The sequence below is a fragment of the Mesorhizobium sp. M0894 genome (assembly GCF_040319725.1).
Classification (GTDB): domain Bacteria; phylum Pseudomonadota; class Alphaproteobacteria; order Rhizobiales; family Rhizobiaceae; genus Mesorhizobium.
The window spans coordinates 1-18,307 of record NZ_JAMYOG010000021.1 but is presented as its reverse complement, the minus strand read 5'-3'; the positions used below and the strand labels follow the sequence as shown (position 1 = coordinate 18,307).

Genomic DNA, 18,307 nt, shown 5'->3' with positions numbered 1-18,307 from the left:
CGTGGACGTAATTCGCCGTGGCAGGTCTCCTGGCTCGCGGGGTCATAGCCTCTACCCGTCTTCCCAAGGCTATTCGCCTCAGTGACATGAGTGGGGTTGGCTCGCCGCTAACAGTTGCGGGGGCAGCGCCGGCATCGCACCGGCTTCCCTCTTAGCTCCGCTGCGGCAGCGCCGTACGGAGAACCACGACGCGGGAGACAATTACAGCAGTTCGCTTCTTTGTCAACGCCGCATAAAGAAATGTTTATGTCGTTATGTTAAATTTCCGTTGGCATGTTCCAAAGGTCGCCTCGAAAGCGAAAACTGTGGAAGCCTTGAGCGGCCGGTAAATCAAAGCAATGACGCACGGCGCCCTTGTCCAGGAGGATAGGAGTTCGTCGGCTGCCGGCAGCAAACACACCGGCAAGCGCCGTGGTGCTGCTTAGCGCATCATGCGAACCACCTCGGCGTCGAACTTCGGCTCCGAGGTTCCGACCGCTTCGTTGGTGATCTGCTCGCGACCATATTCGGCTCAATGGCGAGGCTGTTGCCCATGTGGAAGCTGTTGGCCGTGATGCCCTCGGTGATATGACACAACGATTTCGGGGGGAGCACACCGAGGCCAGGCGCAGCGGCGTGTTGCGAAGTGATCGAGGCCAATGTCTCGAACTGCTTGTTCGCAGCCCACCGGCTCAAGGTAACCCGGCTCAAACCACCGGGCCAGCTCAAGTCCTGTCCAAATGAGGCCTGAGCGGCAAATCGTCGTGCACGCGCACGGTTTGGCGTTCGATCTTGTGATGCGTCTTGGGCGGACAATCGCCACGGTGCAGCGCTTCCAGGCGCGCAACGATTTCGGCGTCATCCTGGGTCTGCCTGTTGTTGTGGCGAACATACTCGACCCAGGTTGGCACATGATAGCACTCGGTCCATAGTTCGGGCTTTTCCAGGTCACGCAGCAACGCCCATTGTCTGGCGCCATCTCGCAGCCGGGCTTTTCGCCACGATGTCATCACACTGAGAAATTCTGGGACATCTCTCTGATCGATACGATAATCGACCATCACCATGATCGGACCGCTTCGTGGCCGCAGGTCAAGTTGCAGCGTCGGTTCGCTGAACTTGTTGGTCGGATCCAGATTGAGCGTTTCGAAATCCGGCTGACGCAGAACGATCCCCATCAGTCCACCAATCACAAGAACCACGCTGGCGACGAGGAAGGCTCCCGAAACACCTTGGACATCCGCCAGTTCGCCCCAAAGCCAGCTTCCCGCCGCCATGCCGCCGTATGTGGCCGTCTGATAGAGAGACAGGGCGCGTCCAACCACCCACCGCGGCGCCGAAAGCTGCACTGTGACGTTAAACAGCGAGAATGATTGAATCCAGGCCGCACCGGCCGGCATGAGGAGGAGACAGCTCAGCCAAACGTGCTCACTCCATGCCAGAAAGAAGCAGCTGATCGCCAGTATAAAGAACGCACCGCGAATGACCCATTCGTTGGAGAGAACTTCTCGGACCCGCCCGATGAGGAGCGCGCCGCAAATCGCTCCCAGGCCGAAGAAGCCGAGCATCACGCCGTAGGTGACCGCGGTCCCTTTGATCTGTTCGCGAGCAACCAACGGCAGGAGAGCCAAAATGACAACGGCGGTGAGGCCGAAAATGAAACTCCGGCACATGACCTTGAGAAGGTTCGGCGACAAGAGCACGTAACGGAAGCCCGCCGCCATCGCACTGCCGAAAGCCTCCCGCGGCAGCGCTTGTCGTGTCCGTACGGCTTTCCACCGCAACAGCGCAGCGATCAGAGCGAAGTAGCAAAAGACGTTGAACAGGAACGCGAAGGCCGCACCGGCTGTGGCCACGATTATGCCGCCAATCGCCGGCCCGATGCTGCGCATGAGATTGTAGCTCATGCCGTTGAGCGCAACCGCGCTAGGCAGGTGTTCGCGAGGCAGGATATCCCCCATCGAGGCTTGCCAAGAGGGATCGTGCAATGCCCAACCACAGCCGATCAGGAAGGTGAGACCCAGAAGGGTCCAGGGTGTCATTTCCCCCGCATAGGTCAGGAACGCCAGGAAGGCGGATACGCAGACCATCAGCAGTTGCGCAGTCAACATGATCCGGCGACGGTCAAAGTTGTCCGCGAGCGCTCCCGCCGCGAGCGAGAAGATCATGTAGGGGAGGGTGGTCGATGACTGGACGAGCGCCACCATTCCATGGGAGGTGGCGATGCTCGTCATCAGCCAGGCCGCCGCCACACCTTCCACCAGGGTGCCAAGGTTCGAAACGAGTGCAGCCGACCATAGCGAACGGAAGGTCTTGTGCTGAAAAGGAACGAGTGAAGATGTTCTCTTCGCCATTGTGGGAAGCTTCGGGATCGACCGCGGGGCTGGATTTGGTTCGCCTCACTCAACCATGGCCTCGCCGTACAAGCCAAGCTGCCACAGTGGCGCGCCTGCTAACCCAGAAAACTGGCGGCCTTACAGGCATGCGCAGGACGCGCGAAGCCGCTCAAATCTCCCCAGATGGGTCAGCCATCGAAGACCGGCATCACTTGCCCGTTGAGCGGCTATACGATAATGCTCCGCGCTAAGCAGGAAGCGCCAAAAATTTGAGCGGCGACTTCATTCTCCTATTCAGGAAGGAACTATGAGGCGGCAGACGCGACCATTCACCGTGGAAGTCAAACAAAAGCGCAATTATCAAAAATCCGCACGTTCCATCTGGGGCAATTTCGACATCGCCGCGGCGATGGCCGAGACAACAAAGGAAGTCGAGCCGTTAAATCGTCAGCTTGTTGACTCTACTGTAGTGGCCCTTGATGCTGAACCTTTGCAAAAACCGCGAGTGGAGCATTTCATGGCCAATCCCCTGGAAACCGAGTCAGCAGTAGTTCCTAGCGCACCGGCAGACAAAGCGGAAACGCCAAAACCGAAGACGAGAGCGCGGCGGTCGAGGAAGCCAGAAGCTGAGGCGAGCGCGCCTGCCCGCAAGGAGGGCGCCAAGCCGATATCCGCGACCACTGAAGCACCGCCGTCAGCGCGAACAGGCCGAAAGAGCTACTCCGCGAAGGATCGTGCCCAGAAGCTGGCGCAGATCGAGACCTCGATCGGCGGCGGCGCTACTCTCAAGAGCGCGGTGAAGCAAGCCGGCATCTCGGAACAGACATATTATCTTTGGAAGAAGGCGGCGGCGCCGGCGGCGGACAGTGACGGGCTGAAGGATCTCGTCGCGCTCGAGGAAGAAAACAAGCGGCTAAAGAGCCTGCTTGCCGATCGTCTCCGCAAGGAGAATGCGGAACTGAAGAAAAGGCTCGGGCTGGATTAAGGAGGGTGGGCAGCTGGTTCTTGGCTCGCCACCTACAGTAATCCCGCCTGCTCCGCCTCTCGGCGCAGATTCTGGCGTGGCCTTGGGCCGATCTGCTGGATGACCAGCCCGGCGGCCAGCGAGCCGAGATCGCCGCACTGCTTCAGGCCGCGGCCTTGCGTGTAGCCGTAAAGGAAGCCGGCGGCGTAGAGGTCGCCGGCGCCTGTCGTGTCGACCAGCTCGCGGATCCTGGTCGCCTCGATGGTGACGGTCTCGTCGCCGCGCACGATGACCGAGCCCATTTCCGAGCGGGTGACGGCGGCGATCTTGCAATCCTTGCGGATCTGCGCCAGCGCCTCGTCGAAGGACGCGGTCTGGTAGAGCGACTTGATCTCGTGGCTGTTGGCAAAGACGATATCGACGGTGCCGGAGCGCATCAGATCGAGGAACTCGTCGCGGTAACGGTCGACGCAGAACGAGTCCGACAATGTCATCGACACTTCGCGCCCGGCGGCGTGGGCGAGTTTCGCCGTCTGCCGGATCGCTTCCTTGGCGCGCGGCGGGTCCCACAGATAGCCCTCGAAATAGGTGACCGCGGCGCCCGACGCCTTGTCGGCCTCGACGTCCTCCGGGCCGAGTTCGACGCAAGCGCCGAGATAGGTGTTCATCGAGCGCTCGCCGTCCGGCGTGACGAAGATCATCGAGCGCGCCGTCGGCGGTTCGCCGTTGAGCGGCTTTGTGTCGAAGGCGACGCCCTGGGCATGGATGTCATGCGCATAGATTTCGCCGAGCGCGTCGTTGGAGACCTTGCCGAAGAAAGCGGCGCGGCCGCCGAAGGAGGCGACGCCCGCCGCCGTGTTGCCGGCGCTGCCGCCCGAGGCTTCAATGGTCGGGCCCATGCGGCTGTAGAGCAGTTCGGCGCGCCTCGTGTCGATCAAATTCATCGCGCCCTTGATGATGCCGTTGGTCTCCAGGAACGCCTCGTCGCACTGGGCGATGATGTCGACGATGGCATTTCCTATACAAAGCACGTCATAGTCCGGCATCAATGTCTCCGCGAAAATCCCGACGGCTTCTTGCCACGCCGGCCGGCCGGCGGGTCTGGCGAGTTGGAATGGGCTTTCCGGATGCCAATCCATTCGGCGTCGGCCCTCACGGGGCGGCGAGTCCTGCCTCGCGACGCAATTCGTCGGCCCTGTCTGTCTTCTCCCAGGTGAAATCAGGCTCTTCACGGCCGAAATGGCCATAGGTCGCGGTCTTGCGGTATATAGGGCGTAAGAGATCAAGCATCTTGATAATGCCCTTCGGTCTGAGATCGAACAACTCAAGAATGAGGCGCTCGATCCTTCTTTCCTCAACCCTCGCTGTTCCAAACGTGTTGACCATGACAGAAACCGGACTGGCCACGCCGATTGCGTAAGCAAGCTGCACCTCGCAGACGTCCGCAAGTCCGCTAGCGACGATATTCTTTGCGACATACCGGGCCGCATAGGCAGCTGAGCGGTCAACCTTGGACGGGTCCTTGCCCGAAAAGGCGCCGCCGCCGTGACGACCCATCCCACCATAGGAATCGACGATGATCTTGCGTCCAGTGAGACCGCAGTCGCCGCGCGGCCCGCCGACTACGAACCTCCCCGTCGGGTTGACCAGAATTCTGATGCCTTCCGTCTCCAGGTGGGTCGGCAGGACAGGCTTTATGATTTCCTCAATGACGCCCTCGCGGACCGTCTCTTGCGAGACTTGCTCGTCATGTTGGGTCGATACGACGATGGTATCAAGGGCGACCGGGCGCAACCCCTCATAGCGCACTGAGACTTGGGATTTCATATCAGGACGCAACCAGCCAAGCTGTCGTGCTTTCCGGACATCTGCCTGTCGTTTCGTCAAGCGATGCGCGAGCTGGATCGGCAAAGGCATTAAGGTATCGGTTTCGCGGCATGCGTAGCCGAACATGAGGCCCTGATCTCCCGCTCCCTGCTGCAGGTCCTGCCCTCGTCCCTCGTCAACGCCCTGGCTAATGTCGGGCGATTGCTCGGTGAGTGCATGAACGACGGAGCAACGCCGGCCGTCAAAGCCGACGGCCTCATCGTCGTATCCAATATCGAGAATTGTATCGCGCGCAACTTGGCTATAATCCACCCGCGCACCGCTGGTAATCTCGCCAGCCAGAACGACTATCCCTGATTTTACCAACGCTTCACAGGCGACGCGCGCCTTGGGATCGGTGCGGAGGATGGCATCGAGGATGGCATCCGAGATGTTGTCAGCCAACTTATCCGGGTGTCCCGCGCCAACCGATTCGGAAGAGAACACGAACTGCCTAGCCATGAAATGCCTCACTTCGGGTGTTGGAGTTGTATGGGGCATTTTGCTTAGCCCACCTTACCTGTCGGGGATGCCCGGGACCTCGAACGCAGCGCACGAGTCGGCAACGTCTCTTCGCAGGGAGGCATGGAGATCTTCGTCGTCTGGCTCGCCAGAGGACGGAGTCAATGAAGCGAGCAATTTGCACGGTTTCCACATCGCGCATGCCCATTGACGTCACTGCTGGCGCCCCCAGGCGAATTCCGCTTGTGACCGCCGGATCCCGCGGGTCGCCAGGCACCATGTTAAAGTTTGTGATGATGCCTGCCTTTGCTAGCCGCTCGGCATAGGCCTTGCCCGATAGTGGTCGATCGCGCAGATCAAGGATCAGCATGTGATTGTCCGTCCCCCTGGTAACCAGGTCATAACCTCGCTCGATCAGTGCCTGTGCAAGAGCCTTGGCATTCTTGACGGTCTGTTGGCCGTAGCTTCGGAAGGACGGGTTCGCGGCTTCGTGCAAGGCAGCAGCGATGGCATTCATGTGGGGCCCGCCTTGCAGGTGAGGAAAGACCGCCCGGTCTATTCGTCTGGCGAGATTGTATTTGCTCTTTGTATGATACAGGGCCTGATAGCGATCTTCGTTCCTGGACAAAATGAAACCACCGCGGGGACCGCGGATCGATTTGTGGGAGGTGCTGCTGACCACGTCGCAATGGCGCACGGGATTCGGGTGCGCTCCCGCGGCAATCAGGCCGCTGATGTGCGCAATGTCGGCTACGAGATAGGAGTTCGCTTCCAGGGCGATTTCTGCCATTGCCGCGTAGTCAAAGACACGCGGGTAAGCAGTTCCGCCGACCCAAATGAGCCGCGGCCGTTCTCGCTTGGCTGTCTCGCGCAAGCGGTCATAGTCAATCTGCTGTGTCTTTTCATCTAGTCCATAGGGGACGCGTTGATAGTCAGTTCCGGAAAAGTTGATGGCCCAACCATGAGTCAGATGGCCCCCTTCCGGAAGGGGCAAGCCCATGATCTTGTCACCGGGGCTCAAAAGCGCGCGGTAGACAGCCTGATTGGCCGGCGAGCCGGAATAAGGCTGGACGTTGGCGTGTTCGCTGCCGAATAACGTGTTCAAGCGCTCAATGGCGAGGTTCTCAAGCTCATCGACGATCTCGTTTCCCGCGTAGTAGCGCGCAGCGGGGTACCTCTCGGCGTACTTGTTCATGAAAATCGAACCGGTTGCTTCCAGCACGGCCGAGGAGGCAAAGTTCTCAGATGCGATCAGTTTGAGCGTCGTCCGCTCCTGCCGCTCCTGTCTTAGAAGCAGTTCGTGAAGGCGGCAATCAACCGCCGCCAAGCGAGACCGTCCGTAAGTGTCGGGCTGCGCGATGGCGCTGTCGGCGGAGTTGTCCATGGTAGCTTCGCGCTCCAATTGGATTGATCTATTTCACGGTCAAGCATGCGGTCCCCTTCGGCCGCGTGTCTCGTACCGCTTCGAGCCGTTGAAGGTCTCGTTTGTGATAGCCATCGCCGTGGGGCAGGAGATCAACCAACAATTGAACCAGCCCGCCGTCCTTACCTCCTGTTTTGAGATTGTACGAGCACCACGGACGTTGTTCGTTGCAGTAAAGAAAGTCGGCTCTGGCCAGCAGCCGGACGTGTCGTACAACGTGCTCACGACGCAGACCCAGAATCTCCGCTAGCTGGCAGACAATTAGGTCCGCGTGCGCGCAAAGGCCTAAAATTCGAAGGCGATCTAAATGCGCTGCCGTCCGTAGGCGACTGACCAGTGTCAGCATTGGTCAGGACCAAGCCACTTGGAAAGCCTGGGCACTCGTCCTACTGAATTTGTCATTTCGCGTTCTCCACAGATAGACCGCCCTTTCATCGCCGCTGATCAGTGCGTCGGCCGGCTCGGTGTCGGTGACCGAAGTGTGAGGCCTTTGCACAGAATTGGATTGGTGATTCTGTGGCGTGCTTGCAGCTTTCGAACCAAATAATATGGTTGCTTGTCCACCGACCGGACAATCTCGGTGGCCGTGAAGATACTGTTTTGAGCCGATATGGCTGTGTCGAACAAACAAGATGGGCGCTCTTCTTGCCATTGCCTTTAGCCGAAATTGCACGCAGTTCGGCGGGTCGGAGAATAAGCCACGGTTCGAACCCCACTGACTCAAACGTTGCAATAAGCCTACCATTCACAGCGAACCGGAGTTGCTAAGAGTCTATGAATTTCCTTGAAGGATCTGTTGCAACGTTTGCAAAGCCCGGTCTTGCTCCCGGCTTGCAGCGGTCAATCTCGTGCAGACTGACCGTGATGCAAAGATGACAAGGAAGGTTCGCTTTCAATCCGATCTTCTTCCCGGCCAAGTAGTTCGCGGTCTCATAACTGTGGCCTCTAGACAAAAGCTGGGCTAATCAGCGAGGTATGATGTCGTTAGCGTGGTTGGGCCACCAGCAGGTCGACGCCAAGATCGACACGCGCAATTTCCCGCGCTACGAGAATGTCAGTGCCTGCGCGCTCTTCCTCGGGCGGTCTGGCTGCGCCGTCTAGAATCTGAATGCGTATCGCGCCGACCCGTTCAGCAATGAGCTGTTCGGCTTGCCGCATTGACGGCGAAGCAAGCTCAAGTACGTTTTCGCGCATCTCACGCGCCGCCTCGCCGACTTCCGCAAAACGCTTCTCGGCGAACTGCTCCTTAAAGAGCGCAGCGAGATCATCAAATGTTTGAACTTTGGTGGGCTTGGGTTCGAGCAAAAATATCCAGTTGCCAGTCCAGGTTTATAGGCAAGGCTGTGCGCTTTGTCGTCTGGCAAGGGCCCAATATCCCCTGGTGAGACGAAAATGGACTGCCGTGCTACGGTTGCTCCATTATAAGAGCGGTCGAAATCGCTGATGTTTGCAATACAAGGAGCCGCATAGAAGACGTTTGACGGATAGCGCGCCTCAAGCCGAAGAAGCAGTTCATGCTGACGCGACACATCCCTGCGCATCATCGCAATCCGAAAAAATGGTATCGACAAACCGGGACAATGTCCGCTCGCAATCTCAAAGGCAGTTCCTCGCTTCATCAGCTCCGGAAGCTTGTACTGGAAAAACAGCGGAACCCCTGGGAAATTGATGCGGATGTCAAAGCCAGAATGCCCCTCCTGTATGAGGTTTGGAAAGACCGGCGCGCCTACAGGTGCGGCTGACGATGACCGGATAAGGTTTTCCGTGAAGGCATACCCAAATGAGAACTCGGTGTAGCCAACCTTCATTCAATTCTGCTTTCGTGCTGAAGTTTATCCGGAGCTCTTTGCCTGCAGCCGAGCAAAACCTATAACAGAAAAAACTATGTATACTTGTGATAGTCTGAGCTTATCGATTCCTCGGATAGAGTATTTCAAAAGCTCACCCACTCTTCTGGCTGCTAGAATGGGAATGGGAAGCTTCTGGTTGATCTGGGTCGAGTTCCGGTTGATTTTGGTAAGCGACAAAACCTCCTGCGCTATCTCAACGATTCCCGGCGCAGATCGCCGATGAGTTTCGGGCTTCGCGACCAGCGCCAGAGTGCGTAGCCGATATCTTCAACCGGGGCGGCGGCTTCTCCCTCGCCGGTGCCGAGCGCGATCATATGCGTTGCGCATTCGGCCAGCGCGCCGTCAAGGCGCCCCGCTTCCGTCGCGCTGCCGTAAAGGTCCAGGAACCACGCCAGCGAATAAGACCAGTCGGCAGGCAAGTCCTGCCGATTGTGATACCTTGCGACGACGGCCACGACGGCGTTGCGGCCTTCGGGCGTGCGGGGCTCTATCCCAAGGATCGGGTATAATCGGCTGCTGAAGGATACGCGCCGGCACGAGCGACAGTGCTTTCTCCAGCGAGGGAGGAAAATCCTCCAGTTCTTCGGCCAGTTCGGCAGCTTCTCTCCTTCGTCCCTCGCGGCGCGCTTCTACATATTCTGCCGCAACCACGGCAACGGTGCGCTGCGCCCGTTCAGCGGTGCCGGTGGCAATCAGCTCGGCCGGAATGTCACCATCCTTGATCGCCCAGTGCGTACGGTGCTGTTCGAACTGTTGAATGCCCAGCCGGCCCGCAGTTCTCAACACCGCTGACCGGTCGAGAAAGGCATGTTCCGGATAGGGCTCGAAGGTGAAGGCCAGTTCGTGTCCGCGCCGAACGATATTGCGTACGCGGCCGTTCCGGACACGCGCGCGCGTGCGGGCCTCCCGCCCCGACTTCGTACATCAACAGCGCCGGGATTTCCTCCAGCCGGCGCAATGTTTCAGGGCGCGCGAGGTCGATAGCCTCGGCCTCGGCGCCGCTATATTCCTTGAACCGGTCAATAGTTGACGTGAACGGCGGCGTTTCCCACCACTCGCCGTGGCCCGAGACAAGCAAGTTAAACATGGCACAGCACCGACCTCACGCCGCCTTCTCCATAGACCACTTCACCCGTTCGGCGAGAAAGGCGGCGAACGTTTTCACATTCATATTGCCGCTCGCCTCCTCCAGCCCTGCGAGGTAGGCCTTCCGGTCATCGACTCTGACGACTGTCCAGGGGTAACCGCCTGAAGCCAGCATCGCGTTCATGAGGAACCGCGCCATTCGTCCGTTGCCGTCCGGATAGGGGTGCACATAGCCCACAAGCCAATGCCCCAGCACGGCACGCACGGAGGCCTCCTTCTCCGACTCCAGCAGGTCGAACAGCTCATTCATACCATCGGCCACCGCTTCGGTACGCGGCGGCACGTGCTGCGAGCCGCGCAGGTACACAGGGTGATTGCGATATCCCGCAAGCGCGCTGGCTTTGAGGATGCCGGCGGTCACTGACGGCGCGAACAGCTCCCGGTACCACTCCCGGTGAGTGTCCCGCGTCAACGCGCCGGCTGGCTTGCCGTTGATGATCGCGGCAACAGAGTCTTTGACCTTCTGGAATGCGAGGTAGTAGCCACGCGCGGCAAGCGCATCCCGGTTCTTGCGGTCCTCTTCATCAATCTCCGGATTCCAGCTCCCCTCGCGCACCCGGTCGATGAGTTCCGGGGTGACGCTGTACCCTTCTATCGACAGCGAATGGTAGGCGTCGCTTTCGTAGATATCCTCGACGAACTTCATATAGGCGTCTTTGTCGGACGGCAGTCCGGGTGCCTTCGGGAATATCTCGATGATGGCTTCGCGCTGCGATTGCCAGATCGCGCGCAGGCGGGCGACCAACGGCGGTACGCCCGCCTCAATGGTTGTCACTCCAATTTGTCCCGCGAACGGATCGGATTCGCGCACGTCATAGCCCGCGGCTTTGAAGGCGGCCACGATTTCATCGGCAAAGGAGTCGCGTCCTACGCGACGGAAGGCCCCCGCAAGCCGTCCCGCCACGGCGGAATGGCCGCCATCAAGCAGCAGGGCCAGAACGGTTGATACGTCGCGCACCGACGCCATGGCGATCTGCATCTCGATAGGGGCGCGCTGGAAGAACGCTTCCGGCACCCGGGTAAGGGCGGCCTCGACAGTGAACACCCGCTGGCCGTTTTTCTCTGTCAGTTCGGCCGGCATCTCCTTGACCTTGAGGTCATAGAGCGAAGTGCCGAACAGCAGGTCGATTTTGTTATTCGTGCCTTTGGGGGTATTCACCACCACCTGAGGCGGAATAGTGGGCGCTTCCGCGTGCAGAAGCAGCGACTGCTCCGGTGACAGGAACCAGTCCTTGCCGAACCGGTCATTGCAGTAAAGGGAGCAGAACTCCCACAAGCTCGCGTACCAGGAGGTGGTGTCTTGCTGCTGTGCCTGCGGGCCGGTCGACATGAGCCAGCCTTTGATAACATCGCGCAGGAACCCGTTCTGCAGCAGCCGCTCCCGGTGGACGCGGGTCAGCTCATCTGACTTGAATATGCGCCGCCCACCCTCCTGCAGCTCTTTGAGGACGGCCAGTGATTCAGCGAGTTTTTCATGGGGCTTGGCCATGGCCGTGCCTTTGCAGGTTTTTAGAGCTGTGCGATTACAAGTATATAGTGCTGATAGGCGACAAGTCAATGATGCTGTGGAGTTGCAAGTTTTTTAAGTTGTGCGATAACAAGTTTTTTATGCGATAATCGGGAATAACCCAGCGAAATCACAGCTTTGATCGTTTCCATAGCTCGTCTGCGCGAAGTCCGAATGGGCCGAGACCCAGCTCCCCCGCAGGCTACGCAGGGGCTCGGGGCGAGCCTAGAGCCTGGCCCTCCAAAGCGCTTCGAAGAAGGACGCGCCTCTTTGAAAAACTCGCCCGTTGTGCATCGTGGGTACCCGTAAACGCGAATTCTCAAAGAAAAGACGCTCCTTACCTCTCCCTCCCGCCACGATCATCACGGCCGCGCCCGCGCTCACTACGCCGCGACGCCCGCGAGATCGGCTTGTCGGCAATCGCGCCCTCATCACCACTGCCCTGTCTGTCCCCGCTCTTCCCGTCATCGGCTGCGCGCGCGAACGCGTCACGCACGTCCACCGCTTTCGACAACGGCGACTGCGCCGCCAGCGCATCCTGCATCGCCTGTTGCAGGTCGGTGGAAGGGCTGGCCGCCTGGTCAACCCGCGCCTGCCGCTCTTCCGGCACACGCAGCGTATCCTTGTAGCGATTCTGCGCCTTGCGCACCAACGCGCGGCGCCCCTTCGGCTTCAGCTCCAGCGTCAGCGCCGGCATATGCACATGCCCCGCCCGGTCTTTGATCCGCTGCTCGCGCCCGCGCTTCACTTCCAGCGATTGCAGCTCGCGTTTGTCGACCGCCGCCAGCGCCTTCAGCGTGCGCTCGCCGTCTACGGCCTGCAGCCGGTGCCGCTCCCGCTGGATATGCGCCGCCCCGCGCTGCGCCTGCACGAGCTCTGTCTTGCGCGCAACAAACGCCTCCAGCCGTTGCCGGGCCCGGTAGCGGTGCAGCTTATCCCGGATCAGTGTGATGCCGGTGACGCGCCCGAGGAACGCCGCCAGCGTATCGAAGCGGCCCAAGATTGATGCGGGTGCTAGAGTGTGAAAGATGTCCCTGAAAGGTAATCAGTGTCATGGCAACAGCGGGCACTACGCTAGATTCGAAATGGATCAGCTTGAGTGGGTGATACAAGCGCTGCATAAATGAGTGGCTCGGAAAAGTGATGATTGCAATTCCATGCCGTCAATTCGCGGATCGAGTGGTGAGTAGCGTGCATGCGCCAGAGGAATGGAACAGCATGCTGAGCGCGGTGCATCCAGTAGTAAAAGAAGTCGCCGGCAATCGCGACTAAGACCCTGAAATGAGGGCGAATCCAGTGTTAATGACTGCGTTGTCAGAGTGAAGCAACGCACCGAAATTGATCGTTACGAGCGGCTTTATTCCTAACCAGCCCAAGCTCGCAGCGTAGAGATGCCAGATAAATGTACCCCATCCGAACCAATATCCAATTCCGCACGCCGCGAACATATGAGGCAAAGTGTATCGAAAAGCCGGAAAGGTTAGCTCCAGCGCCGCGCCTAGCGAAGATCACAACCAGCTCAAGCGATGTTAGGTAGTACTGGACCATCTGATTAACGTCGAGAATCTGCAGTTGTTTGCTCCTTCCTTCGCGCGGCCCTTGTCTCGCCCAGCAAATGGGCTCGCGTTGACAAGGCTAACCGAAGTACGATCCAAACGGTGAGCATTCTGCCGGCACCGCTATGCGGGCATCCTGGTAGATTGATAAAATTAGTTGTTTGGATAACACCCATCCGTGTCCCAAATGGTGGAGGAGTCCAGCAGACGAGGTGGCTTGCGCGAGGCGACCAACTATGCACCAGTGTGCGCGCCGGCGGCTACGATAACGTTGCTTCGAGTTATGAGCTGTCTACTAAAATTTACTCGCTCTTATTTTTTGATGTTTTGCGGCTATGATCGCCGCAAACTAGATTTAGTCAGGTGTGCACAGTTGCCGACGCCAAGATCCCCTTGGTGATAATCGCCGCCAACGGGATTCTTGCTCGCGCAATATGATCCTAGATCCACGCGATTGGCGGTGCCTGGCTCCCGCTGCTAATCGTCTGCTGAACCGAAGATCATTTACCCATCGACGAAACCAGAGCCACAAAAGCGGTCAGGATCAGATGCTTTTGTCATAAGCACCGGCCAGCGAACATGACCCTCCGTTGGCTGAAATCGTCGGCGATAAAATGGGGCCGCCTATCGCGAGCCCGATTCTCATATGGGGTGTTTCCAAATCTTTTCGAACACCAGAAGCTTGGCCTGGCGCACAGCTTTCTCAATCGATCCCCCGATCGCCAGATACGCGGCTATCGCGCTGGCCAGGGCACAGCCGGTGCCGCGCATCGTTCTTGCCAGCCGACGATCATCGAGGCGCACGGGTTCTTGGTTGGGACAAACGAGAACATCCGTTGAGCGAGGTCCTGAGGCATGGCCGCCTTTGATCAGCAGGGCCTGAACCCCGGCGGCGAGCAGTTGTTGTCCTTGTTGAAGCGCGCCGACCTCATCCACCGCCAGCTCTGAGCCGGCAAGAAGCGCCAGTTCGATGAGATTGGGTGTGACGATTCGGCAAAGTGGCATCAGATCCTGCTTCATCATGGGGATGGCGCTTGCTTCAAGAAGCGCTCGGCCTGACGTGGAAGCCAGCACCGGATCGAGGACTGCCGGTATCCGCGGATTTTCGCGCAGCACAGCCGCGACGGCAACGACGATCTCGGCCGTTGCGAGCATGCCGATCTTAATTACCGCCACCTTGTTGGCCTGCAGCGCGGCGCGCATCTGATCGGCCACAAGATCGGGCTGCGAAGGATGGATTTCCATCACGGCTTCGTGCGTCTGCACCGTCAGCGCTGTGACAGCCAGGCAGGTGCGCACGCCAATGGAAGAGATCGTCTCGATATCGCGTGCAATTCCAGCCCCACCGCTGGAGTCTGATCCGCCGACCACGAGCACATGCGGTTCTCGACTCAGCGCCATGGCTTTGTCTTTTCGATCCATTCTCGCGTGCGCGCTTCGGGATCGGCATTCAACGTGATGTCGGTGACCACCGCCGCGCTGTCCGCACCAGCCTCGAAGACACCGTCGAGCCGGTCGGGGTTGAGGCCGCCTATTGCGACCAATGGGATCGGTGCGACCCGGTGCTTCCACTCGCTGATCCGTTCGAGCCCTTGCGGCGCCCATTTCATCTGCTTCAGGATGGTGGGATAGATGGGGCCGAGCGCGATATAGTCGGGCTCGGCAGCGATAGCCGTTTCCAGTTCGAGATGATCGTGCGTGCTGAGCCCGAGCTTCAATCCGGCGTACTTAATCGCCAGCAGGTCGGCCGCAGCCAAATCCTCTTGGCCGAGATGGACGAAGTCGCAGCCTTCCTCAATGGCGAGCCGCCAATAGTCGTTGACGATCAGTTGGCAACCATGGACCGCGCAGACGCCGTTCGCGCGGGGGATTTCCGTCCGCAGCGTGGCCTCGTCCCTATCCTTGATGCGCAACTGAACCAGCTTGACGCCAAGTGGCACCAGCCGTTCGATCCAGGCGGCGCTGTCGACGATCAGGTAGAAGGGATCGAGCTTCATGAGAAAACCGCCCTGCCGAATGTTGGTGTCGATGGCACCGCGACGTCGCGGGGTTCGAGCATCCCCGAGCTGAAAGCTTCTCGACCGGCGTCGACCGCCTTGCCGAACGCACGCGCCATGCCGACCGGATCGGCCGCCTTGGCGACCGCTGTGTTCAGGAGCACGGCATCAAAGCCGAACTCCATGACTGTTGCCGCGTGCGATGGCCGTCCGAGACCAGCATCCACGATCAGCGGGACATCAGGGAAATGTCCGCGCATCGAGCGCAGCGCCATGATGTTGACCGGCCCGAGGGCGGAACCGATCGGTGCGCACCACGGCATCAAGACCTTGCAGCCCGCCGCAAGCAGCCGCTCGGCCACGACAAGGTCGTCGGTAGTATACGGTAACACCGCAAAACCGTCCTCGCACAGGATGCGGGCGGCTTCGAGCAGACCGAACACGTCCGGCTGCAGCGTGTCGTGATTGCCGATCACTTCGAGCTTGATCCAGTTGGTGCCGAAGACTTCGCGCGCCATTTGTGCGGTCGTGACCGCTTCCTTGACGGAGTGACAGCCAGCAGTGTTGGGCAGGATTCTGACACCAAGCGAGCGGATCAACGACCAGAATTTTTCGCCAGCCCTGCCGCCTGCCATTTCACGGCGCAACGAGACGGTCACCACCGAGGTGCCCGATGCCCTGACTGCATCGGCAAGGATGGCCGGCGAAGGATATTGAGCCGTGCCGAGAAGCAGGCGGGAGGGAAGCGTCGTCCCGAGAAGATCGAACATGCTAGCCTCCCTGCATGGGCGAGAGGATTTCGATCCCGTCGCCGTCGTTCAATTGGAATTCCGCCCGGCTGGCTTTGTGCACGAGGTCGTTGTTGACGGCGGTCGCGAGCCAATCGCCCTCATAGTCAAGCGCGGCAAGCAGCTCGGCCAGCGTGGTGGCGGCAACCTCATGCACTTTGCCGTTGACCATCAGTTTCATGAGCAAGCTCCACGGGTTTGTCGTGATTGAAGACAATTTCGCCCGCCAGGCGCGCCATGGCGGGGGCGAGAAGAAAGCCATGGCGATAGAGCCCGTTGATCGCGACGGTGTCTCCGCTCATTTCGACGCGCGGCAGATTGTCGGGAAAGGCTGGACGGACGCCGACACCGGTTTCAACGATCTCGGCCTCGCCAAAGGCCGGATGGAGGGCATAGGCGGTACCCAGAAGCTCCATCATGGAGCGCGCCGTGACCGGTCCGTCGGACCGGCTTTCAATCATCGTCGCACCGATCATGAAACGGTGATCGGTACGCGGTACCACGTAGAGCGGAAAGCGCGGATGAAGCAGCCGGACCGGGCGTGACAGCGAAATGTCCGGCGTGCGCAGGATCAGCATCTCGCCGCGAACGCCGCGCAGCCCGTCGTCTTCTGCCGCCATCCCCGTGCAATCGATCTGACGATCGAAGCCGGAAATGTGCCGGGCATCGGCGCCGAAGCGGAATTCGACACCCATGGCTGCAAGCTTGTCATGAAGTGCTGCCATCGCCTGACGCGGGTCGAGATGAGCCTCATCGGGGAAGAGCAATCCGCGCCGGAAGCGGCCGACGAGGTCGGGTTCCAGGAGCGCAATTTCGTCTTCATCGACACGCCGATGCCCTGACGTGCGACGGGCGAACCGGTCAAGCTCACCGGCATCACGCGGCGCGGCCACGACCAGTGTTCCGGCCCGTGTCACCTGACCCGGCAGTACCGCATCCCACCAGTCGGCGGCGTCACGTCCGAGATCCAGCACCGGCTGCTCCGCGCTTTCACACTCGCACCATGGCGCCAGCATGCCGCCGGCGAACCACGACGCATTGCCGCCGAGGGCATGTCTTGTCTCGGCGACTGTGACCGTCGCGCCGCGGACGGCGAGTTCGAAGGCCGCGGTGAGGCCGGCGACGCCGGCCCCTTTTACCAGCATCCTCATGGTCGCTCGTGCGCCTCCGGCACGAGCGGTGCGCCGGTCTCGTCAGCTGGCATGTAGAGATCGCCGCCTTCACGGTATTTCGCCGCCATCGCCGCCATGCCTTCTTTCTGTGCCTCGGCGCGGATGTCGTGGGAGATACGCATGGAGCAGAATTTCGGCCCGCACATCGAGCAGAAATGCGCCACCTTATGCGCTTCCTTGGGCAAGGTCTGGTCGTGGAAGGACCGCGCGGTTTCGGGATCGAGCGACAGGTTGAACTGGTCTTCCCAGCGAAACTCGAAGCGCGCGCGGGAAAGGGCATCATCTCTGGCTTTCGCTGCCGGATGGCCCTTCGCCAGGTCGGCCGCATGCGCCGCGATCTTGTAGGTGATCACGCCGGTCTTGACGTCGTTGCGATCGGGAAGGCCGAGATGCTCCTTCGGCGTGACGTAGCAGAGCATGGCCGTGCCGAACCAGCCGATCATGGCGGCGCCGATGCCTGAGGTGATGTGGTCGTAGCCCGGCGCAATGTCGGTGGTCAGCGGTCCAAGCGTATAGAACGGCGCCTCGCCGCAGACAGCGAGCTGCTTGTCCATGTTCTGTTTGATCTTGTGCATCGGCACGTGGCCGGGCCCCTCGATCATCACCTGGCAATCCTTGGCCCAGGCGATCTGCGTCAGCTCGCCCAGCGTTTCCAGTTCGGCGAATTGCGCCGCATCATTGGCATCGGCGATGGAGCCCGGACGAAGCCCGTCACCGAGCGAGAAGGACACGTCATAGGCCCGGCAGATGTCGCATATCTCTGCGAAATGCTCGTAAAGAAAGCTCTCCCTGTGATGGTGCAGGCACCATTTGGCCATGATCGAGCCACCGCGCGAGACGATGCCCGTGACCCGGTCAACAGTCATCGGAATATAGTGGAGCCGCACGCCGGCGTGGATGGTGAAATAGTCGACGCCTTGTTCGGCCTGTTCGATCAGCGTGTCTCGATAGAGCTCCCAGCTCAGATCCTCGGCGATGCCGCCCACCTTCTCCAGCGCCTGATAGAGCGGCACCGTGCCGATCGGCACCGGCGCGTTGCGGACGATCCAGTCGCGGATGTTGTGGATGTTGCGGCCGGTCGACAGGTCCATCACCGTGTCGGCGCCCCAGCGGATCGCCCACACCATCTTTTCCACTTCCTCGGCCATCGAGGAGGTGACCGCTGAATTGCCGATATTGGCGTTGATCTTGACCAGGAAATTGCGACCGATGATCATCGGCTCGCTCTCGGGATGGTTGATGTTGGCGGGAATGATTGCGC

General features: G+C 59.9%; 15 protein-coding genes, 1 pseudogene and 1 riboswitch. Of the genes and pseudogenes, 1 reads left to right on the top strand and 15 read right to left on the bottom strand.

Going from position 1 to position 18,307, the window contains the following annotated elements; translation table 11 throughout:
• Nucleotides 1-2 precede the first annotated feature (2 nt).
• Nucleotides 3-203: riboswitch (cobalamin riboswitch) on the bottom strand.
• Nucleotides 204-704: 501 nt separating this feature from the next.
• Entirely contained in the window at nucleotides 705-2,333 is a 1,629-nt protein-coding gene (locus tag NKH91_RS27805) for an MFS transporter (protein ID WP_352885340.1), read from the bottom strand.
• A 289-nt stretch (nucleotides 2,334-2,622) separates the two neighbouring features.
• Between NKH91_RS27805 and NKH91_RS27800 the strand changes: the two genes are divergently transcribed.
• Nucleotides 2,623-3,300 (top strand): transposase, encoded by a 678-nt coding sequence (locus NKH91_RS27800; protein ID WP_245274818.1) that lies wholly within the window; start codon nucleotides 2,623-2,625, stop codon nucleotides 3,298-3,300.
• Between the two features lie 32 nt (nucleotides 3,301-3,332).
• Here NKH91_RS27800 and NKH91_RS27795 read toward each other — a convergent pair whose 3' ends face one another.
• The 14 genes and pseudogenes from NKH91_RS27795 to thiC form a co-directional block, all read right to left on the bottom strand.
• On the bottom strand, nucleotides 3,333-4,325 hold the full coding sequence (locus NKH91_RS27795; RefSeq protein WP_352885339.1) for an adenosine kinase: 993 nt from the start codon (nucleotides 4,323-4,325) through the stop codon (nucleotides 3,333-3,335).
• A gap of 106 nt (nucleotides 4,326-4,431) precedes the next feature.
• Entirely contained in the window at nucleotides 4,432-5,607 is a 1,176-nt protein-coding gene (metK, locus tag NKH91_RS27790; RefSeq protein WP_352885338.1) for a methionine adenosyltransferase, read from the bottom strand.
• Between the two features lie 54 nt (nucleotides 5,608-5,661).
• Nucleotides 5,662-6,991: pseudogene (gene glyA / locus NKH91_RS27785) on the bottom strand (serine hydroxymethyltransferase).
• Between the two features lie 1,023 nt (nucleotides 6,992-8,014).
• Nucleotides 8,015-8,335 (bottom strand): hypothetical protein, encoded by a 321-nt coding sequence (locus tag NKH91_RS27780; protein ID WP_352885337.1) that lies wholly within the window; start codon nucleotides 8,333-8,335, stop codon nucleotides 8,015-8,017.
• 733 nt (nucleotides 8,336-9,068) lie between these two features.
• The gene (locus NKH91_RS27775) at nucleotides 9,069-9,335 is read right to left on the bottom strand and encodes a hypothetical protein (protein ID WP_352885336.1); all 267 of its coding nucleotides are present in this window, start codon (nucleotides 9,333-9,335) and stop codon (nucleotides 9,069-9,071) included.
• A 647-nt stretch (nucleotides 9,336-9,982) separates the two neighbouring features.
• A complete protein-coding gene (locus tag NKH91_RS27770; protein WP_352885335.1) occupies nucleotides 9,983-11,515 on the bottom strand; it encodes a Fic family protein in 1,533 nt (510 codons plus the stop codon).
• A 355-nt stretch (nucleotides 11,516-11,870) separates the two neighbouring features.
• Nucleotides 11,871-12,533: a hypothetical protein gene (locus NKH91_RS27765; RefSeq protein ID WP_352885334.1), complete on the bottom strand. Its 663-nt coding sequence runs from the start codon at nucleotides 12,531-12,533 to the stop codon at nucleotides 11,871-11,873.
• A 74-nt stretch (nucleotides 12,534-12,607) separates the two neighbouring features.
• Nucleotides 12,608-12,769 (bottom strand): sterol desaturase family protein, encoded by a 162-nt coding sequence (locus tag NKH91_RS27760; protein WP_352885333.1) that lies wholly within the window; start codon nucleotides 12,767-12,769, stop codon nucleotides 12,608-12,610.
• 962 nt (nucleotides 12,770-13,731) lie between these two features.
• The gene (locus tag NKH91_RS27755) at nucleotides 13,732-14,490 is read right to left on the bottom strand and encodes a hydroxymethylpyrimidine/phosphomethylpyrimidine kinase (protein ID WP_352885387.1); all 759 of its coding nucleotides are present in this window, start codon (nucleotides 14,488-14,490) and stop codon (nucleotides 13,732-13,734) included.
• Entirely contained in the window at nucleotides 14,481-15,086 is a 606-nt protein-coding gene (locus tag NKH91_RS27750; protein ID WP_352885332.1) for a thiamine phosphate synthase, read from the bottom strand. The genes NKH91_RS27755 and NKH91_RS27750 overlap by 10 nt, the downstream gene beginning before the upstream one ends.
• Nucleotides 15,083-15,856 carry a thiazole synthase gene (locus NKH91_RS27745; RefSeq protein ID WP_352885331.1) on the bottom strand — a complete coding sequence of 258 codons (774 nt, stop codon included), beginning with the start codon at nucleotides 15,854-15,856 and terminating at the stop codon, nucleotides 15,083-15,085. Before NKH91_RS27745 ends, NKH91_RS27750 begins: the two co-directional genes overlap by 4 nt.
• A 1-nt stretch (nucleotide 15,857) precedes the next feature.
• Complete coding sequence (gene thiS / locus NKH91_RS27740) at nucleotides 15,858-16,055, bottom strand: sulfur carrier protein ThiS (protein WP_352885330.1); 198 nt, start codon at nucleotides 16,053-16,055, stop codon at nucleotides 15,858-15,860.
• The gene (gene thiO, locus NKH91_RS27735; RefSeq protein WP_352885329.1) at nucleotides 16,024-17,025 is read right to left on the bottom strand and encodes a glycine oxidase ThiO; all 1,002 of its coding nucleotides are present in this window, start codon (nucleotides 17,023-17,025) and stop codon (nucleotides 16,024-16,026) included. The genes thiS and thiO overlap by 32 nt, the downstream gene beginning before the upstream one ends.
• Nucleotides 17,022-18,307, bottom strand: a 1,286-nt coding sequence (gene thiC / locus NKH91_RS27730) for a phosphomethylpyrimidine synthase ThiC (RefSeq protein ID WP_352951023.1), incomplete at its 5' end; no start/stop codon positions are given. The genes thiO and thiC, both read right to left, overlap by 4 nt.

Excerpts from the sequence above, each read along its gene's own strand:
- metK (WP_352885338.1), bottom strand. The coding sequence starts at position 5,607 with ATGGCTAGGCAGTTCGTGTTCTCTTCCGAATCGGTTGGCGCGGGACAC.
- NKH91_RS27760 (WP_352885333.1), bottom strand. The coding sequence starts at position 12,769 with ATGCACCGCGCTCAGCATGCTGTTCCATTCCTCTGGCGCATGCACGCT.
- thiO (WP_352885329.1), bottom strand. The coding sequence starts at position 17,025 with ATGAGGATGCTGGTAAAAGGGGCCGGCGTCGCCGGCCTCACCGCGGCC.
- NKH91_RS27805 (WP_352885340.1), bottom strand. The coding sequence starts at position 2,333 with ATGGCGAAGAGAACATCTTCACTCGTTCCTTTTCAGCACAAGACCTTC.
- NKH91_RS27800 (WP_245274818.1), top strand. The coding sequence starts at position 2,623 with ATGAGGCGGCAGACGCGACCATTCACCGTGGAAGTCAAACAAAAGCGC.
- thiS (WP_352885330.1), bottom strand. The coding sequence starts at position 16,055 with ATGAAACTGATGGTCAACGGCAAAGTGCATGAGGTTGCCGCCACCACG.
- NKH91_RS27755 (WP_352885387.1), bottom strand. The coding sequence starts at position 14,490 with ATGGCGCTGAGTCGAGAACCGCATGTGCTCGTGGTCGGCGGATCAGAC.
- NKH91_RS27750 (WP_352885332.1), bottom strand. The coding sequence starts at position 15,086 with ATGAAGCTCGATCCCTTCTACCTGATCGTCGACAGCGCCGCCTGGATC.
- NKH91_RS27770 (WP_352885335.1), bottom strand. The coding sequence starts at position 11,515 with ATGGCCAAGCCCCATGAAAAACTCGCTGAATCACTGGCCGTCCTCAAA.
- NKH91_RS27745 (WP_352885331.1), bottom strand. The coding sequence starts at position 15,856 with ATGTTCGATCTTCTCGGGACGACGCTTCCCTCCCGCCTGCTTCTCGGC.
- NKH91_RS27795 (WP_352885339.1), bottom strand. The coding sequence starts at position 4,325 with ATGCCGGACTATGACGTGCTTTGTATAGGAAATGCCATCGTCGACATC.